The sequence below is a fragment of the Sphingorhabdus sp. genome (assembly GCF_046292425.1).
Taxonomy (GTDB): domain Bacteria; phylum Pseudomonadota; class Alphaproteobacteria; order Sphingomonadales; family Sphingomonadaceae; genus Sphingorhabdus_B.
Genome location: NZ_JBKBQV010000004.1, coordinates 19,315 through 35,303, shown reverse-complemented (window position 1 = coordinate 35,303; position 15,989 = coordinate 19,315). Strand labels below are relative to the sequence as shown.

Genomic DNA, 15,989 nt, shown 5'->3' with positions numbered 1-15,989 from the left:
TATTCAGCACCGACTATCACTCCGGGGCACATCAGAATGTATGCAATAGAGGCAAAAGGGCTCGTAAAGCAATTCGACGGCTTTCATGCTGTTGATGGTGTTGACCTGAAAATTCCGGAGGGCAGCATTTTTGGAATATTAGGCCCGAATGGTGCGGGCAAGACCACCATGCTGCGGACCCTGCTTGGCATTATCGACCCCGACGCCGGGACGCGCACCTTGCTTGGCTCCGATCGCCCCATATCGCAGTCGCGTAATGTCGGCTATTTGCCCGAAGAGCGCGGACTGTATCAATCGATGCGCGCGGTCGATACCATCGCCTTCATGGGTGCGCTGCGTGGCTTGCCGCTAAAAGAGGCGGCAGCAAAGGGGCGAATCCTGCTGGAGGAGGCTGGACTTGGCTATGCCGCTGACCGGCAAATCCGGCAATTGTCCAAAGGCATGGCGCAGACGGTGCAGTTGATGGGGACCATCGTCCACGATCCCAAGCTCATTGTGCTCGACGAGCCGTTTTCGGGGCTTGATGCACTGAATCAGGCAAAGCTCGAAAAAATGATCCGCGCGCAAGCGGCTAAAGGCGTGACGGTCATTTTCTCGACTCATGTGATCGCGCATGCCGAACGATTATGCGAACGCATCGCCATTATCGCCAAAGGCAAGATCAGCTTTGACGGGCTGGTTTCTGAAGCCAGAGACCGCTTGCGGCCGCAGGTGCATCTCGAAACCGAAACGCTTGATGGCCCATGGCGATGCGCCCTGCCCTCCGATACAAAAGCCGAGGGTCATTATTGGCACTTCACATTGCCGGAAACAGGTGTGGAGCCGTTGTTGACCGCATTAGTCGAAGGCAAGGCGGGCATCCGGTCGCTCTCGATTGAACGCCCCGGCCTGCATGATGCTTTTGTCGCCATTGCGGGAGAAGCCGTCGCCGCCGAAATGGATGATGCAGTCGTTGGAGACGCAAAATGAGAGAGATTTTCCGCGCAGCCTTCGTCATTGCCCGCCGCGATTTCACCGCGATCATTTATTCCAAGGCATTTATCTTTTTCCTGCTTGGACCATTTTTCCCCGTTCTTGTGGGATTTGCTGCCGGCAATTTGGGAGGGCAAATTGCCAAGGAAGTGTCGCAGCCCGTTGTCGGTGTCGCTTTGGCCAAGGCAGATTCTGACAAGATTTTGGCAGCCCGGCAATCATTGTCAAAAACATTGGGCGAGACCTATTTTGCGGAAATGAAAATAGTCGGAGATGCCGCAGCAGAGCAAAAGAGCCCCCAGGATTATCTTCAGAAAAAATCGGATAATCTAAGCGTCGTGGTGACAGGTACGCTTTCCAAGCCGGTTGTGACCGGAACAGCAAATACAATAGAACGCGAACGCGCCGACATTGAACTTCTGGCAGGCTACGCGCAAAGCGGCGGCAATCTCGAACTGCCGAAAGCAACGCCCGACATTGTTGTCGAAACCGCCAATAATGACAAGCAATTGCGCACCATCACGGCCCAAGGCGGGCAGATACTGGTATTTTTCCTGACGATGTTGCTGGCTGGCATGGTCCTGTCCAATCTGGTCGAGGAAAAATCGAACAAGATTATTGAAATACTGGCCGCCTCAATCCCGATGGAGTCAGTGTTTCTAGGAAAGCTGTTTGCCATGCTTGCCATGGCGCTGCTCGGTATTGCGGTCTGGACCACCATTGGTCTGATCGGCTTTGCAGCCATCGGACCAAATATGCCAAGCTACCCCACTCCGGCGGTTGGCTGGCCAATGTTCATCGGCTTGTGTTTCACTTATTTCATCATGGCCTATCTGATGCTTGGTGCGTTGTTCCTGGGCATTGGTGCAATGGCAGCAACGGTGCGCGAGGTGCAGACCATTTCGATGCCCGTAACCATGGCGCAACTGATCAATTTCTTCTTTGCTTCTTACGCTTTGACCAAGACTGGCGAGCCGATGGAAAAATTTGCCGCGATCTTTCCCTTCAGCTCGCCGTTTGCCATGATCGGGCGAGCGGCGCTTGAGCCAACATTATGGCATCATGCTATCGCGATCATTGGCCAAATGCTGTTTGCGGTGCTTCTGCTGCGTCTTGGCGTATATTTGTTCAAGAAGAACGTCATGAAGTCCGGAAGCGCTGGCCGTGTATCGGAAGAAGGAACGCGCAAGCTGTTCGGACTTGTCAAAATCCGGGGATAATCTGCCGGTCAAATAATCAGTTGCGGTTCGAAACTGGATTGACATTTTTGTAAGTAGTGGCACTTTCCTGCGCGAGAGGAGTCGAGAGAAATGGCAACTGCCCCTGTATATGAGAGCGATTCATTGCCCTGGGAAGTCAACCAGGCACCCCACCGCTGGGATGTAACCAAGCCCGATATTTATCTTGAGGATCGCTGGCATCCGATATTCAAGGAGATGCGGGAGAAGGCCCCTATTAACAAGATCGAAGGCTCTGATTTCGGTAGCTATTGGAACGTTACCACGCTGAAAGCTATTCAGCACGTCGAGGCATTGCCTGATATTTACTCCTCCTCTTTTGAACATGGCGGCATCACGCTGATCGACGACAACGCGCTCGCCGAACCCATTCCGGAAGACGAGAAAGTCGTCATGCCGATGTTCATCGCGATGGACCGGCCAAAGCATACCGAAGAACGCCGTGTTATTGCGCCCGCCTTCACGCCCGGCGAAATGGAACGCATGTCCGGCGACATTCGCCGCCGCACCGCTGAACTGCTCGACTCGCTGCCCGTTGGCAAACCCTTCGACTGGGTCGATCTGGTCTCGATTGAACTGACCACGCAGATGCTGGCATTGTTATTCGATTTTCCCTGGGAAGACCGTCGCAAGTTGACCGAATGGTCCGATTGGGCCGGTGACGTCGAACTGTTCCGGACCGAAGAAACACGCAAGGCCCGCCTTGCCAAAATGTTCGAAATGGGTGCCTATTTCCAGCATTTGTGGGATGAACGCAAAAACAAGGGCGAAGCGCCTGACCTTATCAGCAGGATGATCCATTCGCCGATGAAGGACATGAGCCAGTTCGAATATATGGGCAATCTCATCTTGCTCATCGTCGGCGGCAACGACACCACACGCAACTCGATGTCGGGTTATGCATATGGGCTTCACAGCTTCCAGGACGAGCGTGAGAAGCTGGAAAAGAACCCGGCTTTCATCACGAACGCAGTCAGCGAAATCATCCGCTGGCAGACGCCTTTGGCGCATATGCGCCGTACTGCGACACAGGACCATGACCTGTTTGGTGCGCCTATCAAGGCAGGTGACAAGATTGGCATGTGGTATCTGTCGGCCAATCGTGACGAAACCGTTTTCGACAACCCTGACAAGTTGATCGTCGACCGCGAAAATGCGCGACGACATTTGGCCTTCGGCTATGGGATCCACAGGTGCGTGGGCGCGCGGCTTGCGGAATTGCAAATCCGCATATTGCTAGAAGAAATGGCTGTGCGGCGTTTGCGACCCAATGTGGTGGCTGAACCGGAACGCGTCGCAGGTTGCTTCGTACATGGCTATCGCAAGATGGACGTTGAGTTGTCGCGCTATTGATATGAAACCTTTTCGACCTCTGCGGCGTATCTACAGGCAGAGCTTATAAGGGACCGTGTCATGCAGCTGAACAAACGCAAATTTCTGTCCTTCGCCAGCATGGGGGCGGCGGCGTTTATATTTGGCTGTGGCAAGGATGCGACAGCCAAGGCCAGCTTTGCCGTAACATATAGCGACGCGGAGTGGAAAAAGCGCCTGTCGCCCGCCGCCTATCGCGTATTGCGCAAGGAGGATACCGAGCGGCCCTATACCAGCCCGCTAAATGGCGAAAAGCGCAAGGGTACGTATGTCTGCGCTGGCTGTAGTCAGCGGCTGTTTGCGTCATCGACGAAGTTTGAAAGCGGCACTGGATGGCCGAGTTTCTACACGTCTATGGCTGGCGGCGTAGGCACGAAGACCGACTATAAAATTGGTCTTCCACGTACCGAAGTGCATTGCGCACGTTGCGGTGGCCACCTTGGGCATGTCTTTAACGATGGACCGAAGCCCACTGGCAAGCGCTATTGCATGAACGGAGCCGCGATGAAGTTTGTGCCCGGCTGAAGCGACCGGACACCTTTCGGCTAAGGCCTATTTCGGTCCCTCGATGCCTGAAAAATCGAGCTCGGCAGGTTTTTTTGCCGCATCGGCCTTGCCGTGGTTTTCGATGATTGCCGCAATGGCCGAAGCCCGGCCATCCTGTTTGGCATAATCGCGCGCCGAATAGCCGGCTCTACTGTCGGTTTTATCCGGATTGGCCCCTGCCTTTAATAAGGCCCGCACAGCATCAGCATTACGCAGTTGCACGGCAAGAATAAGCGCTGTTTCGCCTGCTCGGTTTGTTTGGTCTACCTCCGCGTTTTTACGCGTAAGCCAGTCGATGCCGTCGACATACCCCAATTGCGTCGCCAGCATTAAAGGCGTCGTTCCCTTTTTATCTGCCAAATTCGGGTTTGCGCCCTTTTGCAGCAAATAGCCAAGCCACGTAGAATCGCGCCGCTGGACAACAATATGCAAAGCGGTTTCGCCGCTCGTGATATCGCGGGTATTGATAATGACGGAACCCGGTTCTGACAGAAACTTTTCGGCTTCCTCACCCTTGCGGTCTTTGACGGCTTTCAGGAAGTTATAGCTGTCCGAAAACTGGGCCATGGCCGCCGGTGCAACAACGCCAACCGCCGCTGGCAACATAAGTCCAACAGCTACGGCAGTAAAAAATGCCTTTTTCAACAGAATGTGCCCCATTATTATATCCAATAATCTTGATTACCTGGCTTTAGCAGACCATGTCTGGCCTCGCTATGAACAAAACTCCGCTTTTTGCGCTATCCGCCCTTCTTTTTTTAACGGCATGTGATTCTGCCCCTTCCCAACTGCCGCTCAGCGAAGCCCCATTGGCGGGTGCAACAATCGGCGGCGATTTTCTTTTGACCGATCAGGACGGCAACAAACGCAGCTTCAAGGAATTCGACGGTTCCTACCGGATCGTCTATTTCGGATATACTAACTGCCCAGATATATGCACGCCCGACATGCAGAATCTCATGGCTGGCCTGAAAGCGTACGAGAAGAAGCATCCGGAATTGGCTGCCAAGATCCAGCCGATATTCATCACCGTGGATCCTTTGCGTGACACCAGTGCGGTGTTGAAACAATTTGTCGGCGCATTTCATCCGCGCGCGATTGGCCTGACCGGTACCGAAGCTGAAATTGCCGAGACAGCCAAGAAATTTGCAATTTATTCCAGCCGTGTCGAAGGCAGCAGCCCGGAAAGCTATCTCATGAGCCACAGCCAGACGCCCTATCTCATGGGTCCAGCGGGTGAGCCATTGGCACTCATGCCTGCCGACGTTCCCAATACCGATGCCAATGAAGGTGCGCCCGATCTGGTGGAGGCGGAACTCGCCAAATGGGTCCGTTGATGTGACCGACGCGCCCTTTTGGCAGGCCCCGATTCAAAGTCTGGATCGCGCGCAATGGGAGGCGTTATGCGATGGATGCGGCAAATGCTGCCTGAACAAGGTAGAGGATGAGGATACAGGCCGCATTTACCCGACAAATGTTGCCTGCAAGCTGCTTGACCTGCAAACCTGCCAATGTGCTGATTATCGCGGGCGCAAGGCAATCGTACCCGAATGCCTTCGGCTAACGCCTGACAAGATTGACGATTATGTGTGGCTGCCGTCAACCTGCGCTTATGTGCTGCGTGCTGCAGATAAGCCACTGCCGGAATGGCATTATCTCATGAGTGGTAGCCGCGAGACGATTCATGACGCTGGCATGTCCGTCAAAGGTCGGGCAATATCGGAAGTGCATGCTGGACCGCTTGAAAACCATATTGTCGAACAGCCTCTCTGATCCAGAAGTGGTGATTGAGGGAGAGCGCGTACCCGTGCGCATCCATCGCAATGCCCGCACCAAGCGAATTTCAATGCGTGCCGATGCCGTCAAACGCGAGATCCGCATCACGATGCCGCATTATACACCCACCAATGTTGCGCTCGATTTTGTTGCGAAAAAGCGGGAATGGATCGCCACACGGCTCAACAGCGTGCCAGACGCGGCCGCAGTCGCCCCTGGCGGTGAAATTGCCGTTGCCGGTGAAAGCCATATTATCGAATGGCGCGAGGAATGGCCGCGCAGCGTCCGGTGCGGTGAGGGCATTTTGCGCGTTGGTGGTCCCGAATCTTCCGTCGAAGCACGCATATTGCGATGGCTGAAGGCCGAGGCCCGCCGTATTTATACAGAAGAAATTGCTTATTATTGCGACAAGGCCAATGAACCCGTGCCCCGTCTATCGCTCGGTGACCAGCGCAGCCGCTGGGGTAGTTGTTCAAGCCGCGGCACAATTTCATTGAGCTGGCGCCTGATCATGGCGCCTGCTTATGTACGCCGCTCCGTTATCGCGCATGAGGTCGCGCACATTCGCCATATGAACCACAGTGCCGAATTCTACGCATGGCTTGATATGCTGTATGACGGCAACCGCAAGGCTGCTGACCAGTGGCTCAAAATGCACGGTACGGGTTTGCAACGGGTCGGACGATAAGGAAAAGCTGATGCTCGAAATGCGCCAGAAATGCGAAAGATGCGAAACCCCGCTGCCGATGGATAGCAGCGATGCGATGATTTGCAGCTATGAATGCACCTTCTGTGTGGCTTGCGTCACGGGCCCGCTAAACGGACACTGCCCCAATTGCGGCGGAAACCTCCAGCCCCGCCCGACACGCCGTCAGAAATAAGCCGATTTAGCGCTTTACGTTGCTACCAAGCGCGCCGTATTTCTTCTCGAAAGCGGTAACGTCGCCGGCTGCAAGCAGCTGGGCCTGATCAATCCAGTTATCACGGGCAATGCGGCCAGCGAACGCGCCAAGCTTGCCATCCATTTCAGCGACATCATCGGCTGTCCAGTTGGCCACCTGCGCAAAACTGGTGATGCCGAATCCTTTCAGCAGGTTGTTTACCTTAGGACCAAGGCCCTTGATCAGTTCGAGATTGTCAGGGACCGCTGCCTGGGCCGCAGGCTTCGCTGCCTTTACCTTGGGCGCAACTTCGGTTTTTGCTTTTGCCGACGCAGGCTTGGCCACTGCTGTTGGTTCAGCAACTTTAGTGACGTTGGCTTTAGGCGATGCCGGCTTGGGTGACGTGGCCCTTGTTGTAGGCACCTTTACCGTGGCCGCTTTTTTTGTGGCGGCAGTTTTTAGCGGCGGTTGAACCACGGCCTTGGCCGTTTTCGACGCTGGCGCAGGGTCGTCCATCAATTTTGGCGGGACAATATCTGGGGCGACTGGCGCAATGGGCGGCGCAGGAACGGCAGGCGATGCGGGTGGCGATACGGTGTCTTTGGGCGCGCTGTCTGATTTCTTCACGCCGTCAAGCGCAAGCAACCACCAAAGCAATATCGCAATTATAAGCACCGCACTGATGATGATTGGTAAATAGTCCGACATGACATTCCTCCCAGAATAGACCTCAGGTTTCTTGCGGGATTACGCAATTTTGCCGAAGCGTGAAAGTGCTAATCTGTAGCAGTCAAAAAGTCAGTCAGGCTGTGCCCGTTGCCGCCTCCCGCACAACTTCGCGCCAGCCAATGTCTCTCCTGCAAAAGCCACTGGGAAATTCGATGCAATCAACCGCGGCATAAGCCGCAGCCTGTGCGTCCGTGACTGTTGCCGCGGTTGCGGTGACGTTAAGCACGCGCCCTCCGTCGGCTATCAATTGTCCATTTAACTCAGCAGTCCCGGCGTGGAAAATCTTGGTCCCCGATAGTTCCCTAATATTGATGGCGCCTCCCTTTTCGGGCATCGCGGGGTAGCCCTTGGCGGCCATGACAATCGTCAACGCTGCCTGCGACGAAAACACGGGCGCTTCAGCTTGCGCGAGCGTCCCCGTCGCCACCGCCAACATCAACGCGGCGAGATCACCTTCGAAACGGGTCATCAACACCTGGCATTCCGGGTCACCGAACCGTGCGTTATATTCAATCAGTTTTGGCCCTTCGTCGGTCAGCATGAGACCTGCAAACAGCACGCCGGAGTACGGCATGTCGTTGGCCGCCATATAGGCAACTGTCGGCTTGATAATGCGCTCCATTACTTGTGCCTGCAATGCATCGGTAAGAACGAAAGCGGGCGAATAAGCACCCATGCCGCCGGTATTGGGGCCCGTATCGCCATCGCCCACGCGCTTGTGATCCTGCGCTGAGCCAAAGGCGACAACATCACGCCCGTCGGTCAGGGCAAAGAAACTTGCTTCCTCGCCAGTCATGAACTCTTCGATCACGACCGACGCACCGGCATCACCAAAACCGCCGCCGAACATATCTTCGATGGCAGCCTCTGCCTCGGCTAGCGTGTCGGCGATGATAACCCCTTTGCCTGCCGCCAGGCCATCTGCCTTTATAACATAAGGCGCGGCAAATGCATCAAGGCCAGCCAGCGCCGACGCCTTGCTGTCATGGCGCGCATAGCCTGCGGTCGGGATGCCAGCAGAAGCGCACATGTCTTTGGTAAAGCCCTTTGACCCTTCAAGCTGCGCCGCTTTCTGGTTTGGGCCAAATACGGGGATGCCTGCATCGCGCAGGCTGTCGCCAAGGCCGCTGACCAAAGGCGCTTCGGGGCCTACCACGACCAAGCCGATGTCGTGACCAGCGCAAAAGGCGATTACGGCAGCGTGATCGGCGATGTTAAGGTCGACCAGTTCCGCTTCCTCTGCGATCCCAGGATTGCCCGGCGTCGCAAAGAGTGTATCGCAATTTGGCGATTGCGCGAGCTTCCAAGCCAGCGCATGTTCGCGACCGCCTGAACCGATGAGCAAGATATTCATGTCCGCAATTGATCCCTTTGAAACCGCTGACCCGCAAGTTGCCCGCCTGTTAGCCGACGAGCGCCCCGGCGACAATGCCCAGGCGATGAGCGTGTCCGAACTGTCGCTCGCACTCAAGCGCACGGTTGAGGACAGATTTGGCCATGTCCGCGTCCGCGGCGAGATTTCGGGTTTCAAGCGCGCCGCATCGGGGCATATCTATTTCTGTCTGAAGGACGACAATGCGCGGCTTGACGCGGTAATGTGGAAAGGCGGCGCTGCGCGCCTTCCGTTTGCGCCAGAAGACGGGCTTGAGGTAGTCGCCACAGGCAAGCTCACCACATATGCGGGCCGGTCCAATTACCAGATCGTCGTCGACAGTCTTGAGGTTGCGGGCGAAGGCGCGATGATGCTTTTGTTTGAAAAGCTGAAGGCCAGGCTTGCCGCAGAAGGTTTGTTTGCGCCTGAACGTAAGAAAAAGCTGCCGTCGCTGCCCCGCACAATCGGCGTTGTCACATCGCCCACGGGTGCAGTCATCCGAGACATTTTGCATAGGCTGGCGGACCGTTTTCCAACGCATGTCATCGTTTGGCCGGTATTGGTGCAGGGCGAAGGATCGGCGGCGCAGATTGCACGCGCCATAAACGGGTTTTCCGCGATGCCCCAGGATGGTGCGGCAACCCGTCCCGACCTTGTGATCGTCGCCCGTGGGGGCGGATCGATTGAGGACCTCTGGGCCTTTAACGACGAAGCCGTGGTCCGTGCGGTCGCCAATTGTTCGATACCGATCATCTCGGCGGTCGGGCATGAAACCGATACGACCCTGTGCGACTTTGCCGCCGATTTGCGCGCGCCGACACCTACCGCAGCCGCCGAAATCGCAGTGCCCGTCCGCAATGACCTGTTGCAGCGTGTCGGACAATTTGGCTTGCGCATGTCCAACTGCGTCCGCAAGCGCGTCGATTTGGCGGCAGAGCGGCTTGAAGCACAGCGAAGGCTTATGCCGCGACTGTCTGATCTGGCCGCACCACATCAGCAACGCACCGATGATCTGGCCGAGCGGCTGCGCCAATCGCTCCGCACGCGAGTCGGCAAGGCAGAAATTGCCTACTCAGGGCCAGCACTGATGTTGCACCCACGCCTTCTGATCCGTCGTGTTGAACACGGGCAGCAGCGGCTGGATGCATTCACCCGGCTTGCCGGCAGCCTGCATCCCGAGGCCCCGTTGAAACGCGGCTTTGCACGCGTGACCGATGCACAGGGCAAGACCATCATGACACGTGACGCCGCCGTCAAAGCTGGCGAAGTCACGCTGCGATTCGTCGACGGGGAAGTAGGCGCCCTCGTCAACGGCAGCGCCGTTTCCCGACCAGTGACGCCGAAACCAAATAAGCCGCCAGTTAATCAGGGTAACCTGTTTGACGGATGATGCAGCGCATTGCCCATCGGGTAATGATGCGCCATAATGGCCTCATGTTGATGTCGTCCAAAAACAAAGTCGCGCGCCTGCATTATATGGCCAACAGTTTTCGTATGCTTACCGCAGGCGACCATGTCGTTTGCGTGGTGACGGGCCAAGCTATTCCGTTGGAGGAGCTGCGATATTGGAGCGTTGTTAAACAAGAGCCTTATGCGAGCGCAGAGGCGTCCGCCCGTGCCGCATTGTCCAAGGGCTGATCTGTTGGGCCGAATGCGCCGGGCAGTGCCGACAGCGATCACCGCCATCATTGTTTTTGCCTTTGCAGCGACGCATGTTGTTGCCGGGCCGCAAGCCTCGCCCCAAACGCAACCAGCGCTCACCGCACCAGAAACAAGATCGAATCAGGACGACTTCTGGCTATCCGGTTTGGCTGTTCAAGGCGGTTTGGTCACCGCCCGTGGGCCAAAGGGCGCTCATTCGATATTTCTGGACAATGAACAAGTGAAGCTTAGCCCCGAGGGGTTCTTTTTGTTAGGCTTCGACCGTGATGCCCCGATGCAGTCCAGTCTGGTTGCTATACTCGCTGATGGCCGCCGCGTCGAACGGCATATATCCGTCGCCCCCGGCAACTGGCGCATCGAATATGTTCGCGCGAATTTAAATGGCGCGGCAAAAACATCGGCCGAGTTTCAAGCCCGCCGTGGCGCTGAACTCGCGCGTATTGCTGCGGCGCGCTTGGTTCGCAACGAAAGCAATGGCTGGCGGCAGAAATTTGTTCGCCCAGTCCCCGGACGCATTTCCGGGCTATTCGGGTCACAGCGCATCTATAACGGAACCCCCGGCAGTTATCACAGCGGAATGGACATCGCTGCACCCAATGGCACGGAATTTGTTGCGCCAGCCGATGGTGTTGTCGTCCTCGCCGCGTCTGACGCCTTCACGCTGGAGGGCCATTTGCTGATGATTGACCATGGAATGGGCCTTAACAGTGCCTTTCTGCACAGTTCCGAACTTCTGGTCAAAGAGGGTGATTTTGTAAAACAGGGCCAGGTCATCGGACGCGTCGGGGCAACAGGACGGGCCAGCGGACCGCATTTACACTGGGGTATGAAATGGAACGACGCCCGGATTGATCCCAAATTGCTGATGCCGGCGTCTTAAACTGCTTAGCCTGACTTCCAATCGTACACGGTGCTGAAAGCCGGCACGCCTGCTGGAAGTTTGTTACCGACGCTGGCATACTGCCCCTGCGACATGGGCGTTACCGACTGGCTTGCTGCTGCCAACATGTAAGGCGACACGCGCCGGCTGGTGCATAACCCGCCATTTCCGTCACTGACGAGCCTTTCTTCAAATGCAACGCCTTGCTGGCACCCCGCCGAACGCATTACGGTCGATACCGCCAGTTGCCCATCGCCGAAATCCAGCACAAATTTGGTTCCGATCGGTACGTCATATATGCCTTCGATCAGCGCCCCTGACACCGATATGTTTCGCAAGACGACCGCATAGCGATGATTGTCATGGATCGCCGCGATCTTGCGATACATGGAAAAACGGTCGCTTCTTTGGACAGGGGGCCCGGCAGGCTGAATGATCCATTCACCCGCCGCACACCGCTCAAGCAGAACTTCGTTACTCACTGGCTGGCTATAGACATAACCTTGCACGTGGGTGACGCGCAGACTGCGGACCAACTCCAATTGATCAAGCGTCTCGATACCTTCAGCAGTTGTCTCCAGATCTAGGGCATCGGCCAAGGCAACAATGGCAGCTATAATCGCGCCGTTGCGCGAGGCCGGGTCTGTCGCCCCGCGAACGAAACTCTGGTCGATTTTTATTTTGTCGAACGGGGCTGTTTTCAAATAGCCAAGCGACGAATAGCCAGTGCCAAAATCATCGAGCGCCAGCCTGACCCCGATTTTCTTAAGCGCGGCAAATATGCTGTCAGTATCCGCGGATTCCTGAAGAAACACACCTTCTGTAATTTCAAGTTCCAGTTGTATCGGCGGCAACCCGCTAGTGAAAAGCGCATTTTCGACAATCTTGGGAAAGTTGCTCGTTGCGAACTGGCTTGGCGAAATGTTCACCGCGACCTTCAATTTTCCCGGCCATTTCGTTGCCTCTTCGCAAGCCCGGGTCAATGCCCATTCCCCGAGCGCGCCAATCAGGTTTGCATCTTCGGCAATGGGGATAAACAAAGACGGCGGTATGGATCCGCGATCAGGATGGCTCCAACGCAATAAGGCCTCAAAGCCCGAAACGATGTTTGTGTTAGAATCCACGACTGGCTGATAGGCCAGCCACATCTGGTTCTTGGCTAGCGCGTCACGTAAATCTTCCTCAAGAATGCGGCGGTCTTCGGCTGCCTGAAGCAAATCACTCGAAAAGAAACGGAACCGTCCGCGCCCGCCAGCCTTTGCAGCATAGAGCGCCAGATCTGCATTGCGGATCAGGTCTTCGCTCGTTTGCCCGTCAAACGGACTGACAGCGATGCCGACGGACGCGCCAATAATGCATCGGCAGCCGTCCACAGAATAAGGCTGCGACAACGCGCGAATTATTCTCTCGGCAAGGTCACCCAGCGTCCCGCGGTCTTCCACGTCCGGCAGAAATATTTGAAATTCGTCACCACCTAAGCGGCTAATCTTTTCGTTTGGCCCAATGGTTTTGACCAAACGATCTGCCACCTGTTTCAACAATGCATCACCGGCAGGATGGCCAAGTGTATCATTGACCTGCTTGAATCGATCGAGGTCGACCAAGATTAAAGCACAGGACCGTTTCTGTAGCTGGAATGCTGGCAACATTGTCTCGAGCAGCTTTGACATCCGGAACCGGTTTAACAGGCCTGTAAGGGAATCATAAGTGGCAAGCTTTGAGTTGCTTTCGGCAGACCGGCGCATTTTTGTAATGTCAGTGCCGCTGCCTCGAAAACCCGCAAAGTTACCGGCGCTGTCGCGAAATGGTTCGCCTGATACGGACCACCAGATTTCTGCGCCCGTCGACGCAGCCTGAACTGGCAGGTCATCGAATTTCGAATGCTTGGTCAGAATGAATGGGAGCGTCCGCTGGCTTTCATCATGTTCGACGTCTTGGAACAGGTTCAGAAAAGGCTGGCCAATTATCTCTTCCGGATTCTTGTTCAAAAGCGCAATGACGGGTGCACTCAGGTAGGTCACGCAGCCTTTGGAGTCCGTGGACCAAAACCATCCACGGCCGCTGGCCTCAAAATTACGCAATAGGAGGAAGGCTTCATCGGGAGAGCCGAAAGCGTCGCTGTCTCCACGCGCATCGCCCTTTTGTGACGTCCATCTATCGAAAAAACGGCGGGTGCCTTGGACTGGTAAACTGATGCTACCGGGCAAACCCGATGCTGATTTCGCAGACATTACTCGCTACTTCTTTCCGGTCCGCAGCCCCTGTACCAATAGGGTCTTGCTGAAAGGTAAACAAAACAGCAGCTAAGCACATAAAAAATATATGTTTTTACGGAAGCAATTCTACATAAGTCCTTGCTTCGTCCTACCAACCCTACGTTGCGAGATCATGGCAGGACGGGACGAACCGTTGGAACCATCGCCGTTCCCGGGCTTTTAACCATATCTGTAGTAACAGTTGAGTGAATCTGATGGGTAAGACAATTCTTATCGTGGAAGACGAATTTTTAGTGGCACTGAATTTGAGCCGCACTTTGTCGACTTTGGGCTTTGAACCCATTGGCATTGCGCCGGACGCCGAAACGGCCATGCGTTTAGCAAGTGAGAAGCCCGACTTCGCACTGGTTGATGTCAATCTGCGTGACGGGGAAACAGGGCCAACTATTGGCAAAATGCTGGCCCAGAACTATGGGGTCGCCGTGTTGTTCCTTACTGCCAATCCAGCGAGCCTCGGTGAAGGGGTCGCAGGAACAATCGGTTGCCTTTCCAAGCCGGTTGACGAAATTGCAGTGGAAACGGCCCTGGAATTTATGCTGGACCATGTGAATGGAGCCACTTCGACACCGCCGCCATCAATCCGCGTTTTTGGTAATGACAATGATCAAGCGTTTTCCAACCGAAGCGGTATAAAACAGAATTAAATTACAGATGACCTGACGGGACGGTCATCACAACCTTTAGCCCTGTTGTGTTCCACAGACGATTAATTTGTCCGCCGAGTTGGCTGGTTATGCCTATTTCAGACAATTGAGTACCAAATCCGCAAGAGTCCGGAGCGGAATCTACCGGAGGGCCACCCATTTCGGTCCATGAAATTACAACTTCATCATCCCGGACCGTTGTCTCGATATGTACCCGGCCATCCGTCGTGGCCAGTGCTCCATATTTCATGGCATTGGTCGCAAGTTCGTGAACGACGAGCGCAATTGGCGTGGCACTGCGTTCGCCGACCGCAATATCGGCGCCGCTAATATCATAGCGCTGCCGTCCCTCGATCTGATAAGGCTTCAATATTTCGTCCAGCAAGCCGTGAAGTGTCCCAAAATCGCGGCCTGGGTCCGACAATTCGCTATGCGGCCGGGCGAAATTATGCGCGCGCCCGAGCGCGGAAATGCGGCCTGCAAGCTGCTTTGCAAATTTTGCCGTGGTAACATCTTTCGGCGAAGATAGGCCAATCAGGCCCGCTACCACGGCGAAGATATTTTTAATCCGGTGGCTTAGTTCCTTACTCATCAACTCGGTACGCTCGGCGATCAACTTACTTTCGTGAATGTCCGTGCACGTCCCGATCCAGCGCAAAATTTGACCACTGTCATCACGCACTGGTAATGCCCTGCCCAATGTCCAGCGATATTCGCCGCTGTGGTGCCGGATTCTATATTCGATTTCATAGTCGTCGCCGGTAGCGATGCTGTGATTCCATCTTGCAAAAGCAACTTCGCGATCGTCGGCATGAAACATGTCGACCCACCCATCGCCATTTGTCGATCCAGGAATTGTACCCGTAAATTCATACCATCTGGCATTATAATAATCGTGAAAACCGTCTGGGCGCGTCGACCATACCATCTGCGGCAACGCGTCAGTCAGGACGCGAAACTTGGCTTCGCTGACAGCCAACGCATCTTTTGCACTGTTCTCACTTTCAAATTCGGCATTGGTTCCCACCCAGCGCACGATATCGCCATTTTGTCCGAGTACTGGAACGATCCGCGTGAGAAACTGGCGAAAAAGCCCGTCCGCGCCGCGAAGCGGAAAGGTCATTTCAAACGCTTCGCCTTGCTGAATGGCGCGATTCCAGTTTTCGATTACCTTTGGTAGCTCCAAGGGATCATGCACTGATTGCCAACCCCAGCCCTCCAATGCGTTGGGCGTAGATCCACAATAATCATACCACCGCCGGTTATACCAATAAATGTAGCCGTCGGCCCGGGCAATCCAGCATAAAGCAGGAATTGCGTCGGCCATCAGTCGATAGTCTACCTCACCGACCATTGCCGGAGCATCGCCCGTGACAATCTCGCTGAACTTGACCGGCTCCTGCCAATAGTCGTGGTCCGCTGCCGCCGAAGATTTTTGATCCTGATGAATCATGTTTAATTTCTGTCCTCGTCGAAAGTACATCAACAAATAATTGTTACAGCGTCGCGTTCCAATATTATGACATATTCCTGCAAACGTCGGATATACCGCAGGTATATTCACCTGAGATGAACAGATATATCTGGGGGTATCTCAATAGAATCGTAAACTTGTTAAATTTATTCGGTGGCTTAGCTGCTT

At 55.0% G+C, this 15,989-nt stretch carries 17 protein-coding genes; 12 read left to right on the top strand and 5 right to left on the bottom strand.

Features of this window, described 5'->3' with window-relative positions; translation table 11 throughout:
* Window positions 1-36 precede the first annotated feature (36 nt).
* The 4 genes from ACK4S7_RS01735 to msrB all read left to right on the top strand — a co-directional run bounded on the left by ACK4S7_RS01735 (window position 37) and on the right by msrB (window position 4,106).
* The gene (locus ACK4S7_RS01735) at window positions 37-969 is read left to right on the top strand and encodes an ABC transporter ATP-binding protein (protein ID WP_409643892.1); all 933 of its coding nucleotides are present in this window, start codon (window positions 37-39) and stop codon (window positions 967-969) included.
* A complete protein-coding gene (locus tag ACK4S7_RS01730; protein ID WP_409643890.1) occupies window positions 966-2,192 on the top strand; it encodes an ABC transporter permease in 1,227 nt (408 codons plus the stop codon). Before ACK4S7_RS01735 ends, ACK4S7_RS01730 begins: the two co-directional genes overlap by 4 nt.
* A 90-nt stretch (window positions 2,193-2,282) precedes the next feature.
* Window positions 2,283-3,563: a cytochrome P450 gene (locus ACK4S7_RS01725; RefSeq protein WP_409643888.1), complete on the top strand. Its 1,281-nt coding sequence runs from the start codon at window positions 2,283-2,285 to the stop codon at window positions 3,561-3,563.
* A gap of 60 nt (window positions 3,564-3,623) precedes the next feature.
* Window positions 3,624-4,106: a peptide-methionine (R)-S-oxide reductase MsrB gene (gene msrB / locus ACK4S7_RS01720; protein WP_409643886.1), complete on the top strand. Its 483-nt coding sequence runs from the start codon at window positions 3,624-3,626 to the stop codon at window positions 4,104-4,106.
* A gap of 27 nt (window positions 4,107-4,133) precedes the next feature.
* On the opposite strand, the gene ACK4S7_RS01715 is transcribed toward msrB, so the two are convergent.
* Window positions 4,134-4,787 carry an ankyrin repeat domain-containing protein gene (locus ACK4S7_RS01715; protein WP_409643884.1) on the bottom strand — a complete coding sequence of 218 codons (654 nt, stop codon included), beginning with the start codon at window positions 4,785-4,787 and terminating at the stop codon, window positions 4,134-4,136.
* A gap of 149 nt (window positions 4,788-4,936) precedes the next feature.
* Between ACK4S7_RS01715 and ACK4S7_RS01710 the strand changes: the two genes are divergently transcribed.
* From ACK4S7_RS01710 to ACK4S7_RS01695, 4 genes are read left to right on the top strand one after another with little or no spacing between them, the layout of a single operon-like run.
* Complete coding sequence (locus tag ACK4S7_RS01710; RefSeq protein WP_409643882.1) at window positions 4,937-5,464, top strand: SCO family protein; 528 nt, start codon at window positions 4,937-4,939, stop codon at window positions 5,462-5,464.
* A gap of 1 nt (window position 5,465) precedes the next feature.
* Window positions 5,466-5,900, top strand: coding sequence for a YcgN family cysteine cluster protein (locus tag ACK4S7_RS01705; RefSeq protein WP_409643879.1), 435 nt, complete (start codon window positions 5,466-5,468; stop codon window positions 5,898-5,900).
* Window positions 5,857-6,591, top strand: coding sequence for a M48 family metallopeptidase (locus ACK4S7_RS01700; RefSeq protein WP_409643877.1), 735 nt, complete (start codon window positions 5,857-5,859; stop codon window positions 6,589-6,591). The genes ACK4S7_RS01705 and ACK4S7_RS01700 overlap by 44 nt, the downstream gene beginning before the upstream one ends.
* A 10-nt stretch (window positions 6,592-6,601) precedes the next feature.
* Window positions 6,602-6,784, top strand: a complete 183-nt coding sequence (locus ACK4S7_RS01695) for a DUF1272 domain-containing protein (protein ID WP_409643875.1) — start codon at window positions 6,602-6,604, stop codon at window positions 6,782-6,784.
* Between the two features lie 6 nt (window positions 6,785-6,790).
* On the opposite strand, the gene ACK4S7_RS01690 is transcribed toward ACK4S7_RS01695, so the two are convergent.
* Both ACK4S7_RS01690 and purD read right to left on the bottom strand, forming a co-directional pair.
* A complete protein-coding gene (locus ACK4S7_RS01690; RefSeq protein ID WP_409643873.1) occupies window positions 6,791-7,492 on the bottom strand; it encodes a hypothetical protein in 702 nt (233 codons plus the stop codon).
* Window positions 7,493-7,586: 94 nt separating this feature from the next.
* Entirely contained in the window at window positions 7,587-8,867 is a 1,281-nt protein-coding gene (purD, locus tag ACK4S7_RS01685) for a phosphoribosylamine--glycine ligase (protein WP_409643870.1), read from the bottom strand.
* Between purD and xseA the strand changes: the two genes are divergently transcribed.
* From xseA to ACK4S7_RS01670, 3 genes are read left to right on the top strand one after another with little or no spacing between them, the layout of a single operon-like run.
* Entirely contained in the window at window positions 8,851-10,275 is a 1,425-nt protein-coding gene (gene xseA, locus ACK4S7_RS01680; protein ID WP_409643868.1) for an exodeoxyribonuclease VII large subunit, read from the top strand. The two genes, purD and xseA, sit on opposite strands and share 17 nt — an antisense overlap.
* A 44-nt stretch (window positions 10,276-10,319) precedes the next feature.
* On the top strand, window positions 10,320-10,523 hold the full coding sequence (locus ACK4S7_RS01675) for a DUF2093 domain-containing protein (RefSeq protein ID WP_409643976.1): 204 nt from the start codon (window positions 10,320-10,322) through the stop codon (window positions 10,521-10,523).
* Entirely contained in the window at window positions 10,501-11,427 is a 927-nt protein-coding gene (locus ACK4S7_RS01670; protein WP_409643866.1) for a M23 family metallopeptidase, read from the top strand. The genes ACK4S7_RS01675 and ACK4S7_RS01670 overlap by 23 nt, the downstream gene beginning before the upstream one ends.
* A 5-nt stretch (window positions 11,428-11,432) precedes the next feature.
* Here the strand turns inward: ACK4S7_RS01670 and ACK4S7_RS01665 are convergent, their stop codons facing one another.
* Window positions 11,433-13,658 carry an EAL domain-containing protein gene (locus ACK4S7_RS01665; RefSeq protein ID WP_409643864.1) on the bottom strand — a complete coding sequence of 742 codons (2,226 nt, stop codon included), beginning with the start codon at window positions 13,656-13,658 and terminating at the stop codon, window positions 11,433-11,435.
* 239 nt (window positions 13,659-13,897) lie between these two features.
* On the opposite strand from ACK4S7_RS01665, the gene ACK4S7_RS01660 reads away from it, so the two are divergent.
* Window positions 13,898-14,347, top strand: coding sequence for a response regulator (locus tag ACK4S7_RS01660; protein ID WP_409643862.1), 450 nt, complete (start codon window positions 13,898-13,900; stop codon window positions 14,345-14,347).
* Between the two features lies 1 nt (window position 14,348).
* On the opposite strand, the gene ACK4S7_RS01655 is transcribed toward ACK4S7_RS01660, so the two are convergent.
* Window positions 14,349-15,800: a PAS domain-containing protein gene (locus ACK4S7_RS01655; RefSeq protein ID WP_409643860.1), complete on the bottom strand. Its 1,452-nt coding sequence runs from the start codon at window positions 15,798-15,800 to the stop codon at window positions 14,349-14,351.
* Window positions 15,801-15,989 lie beyond the last annotated feature (189 nt).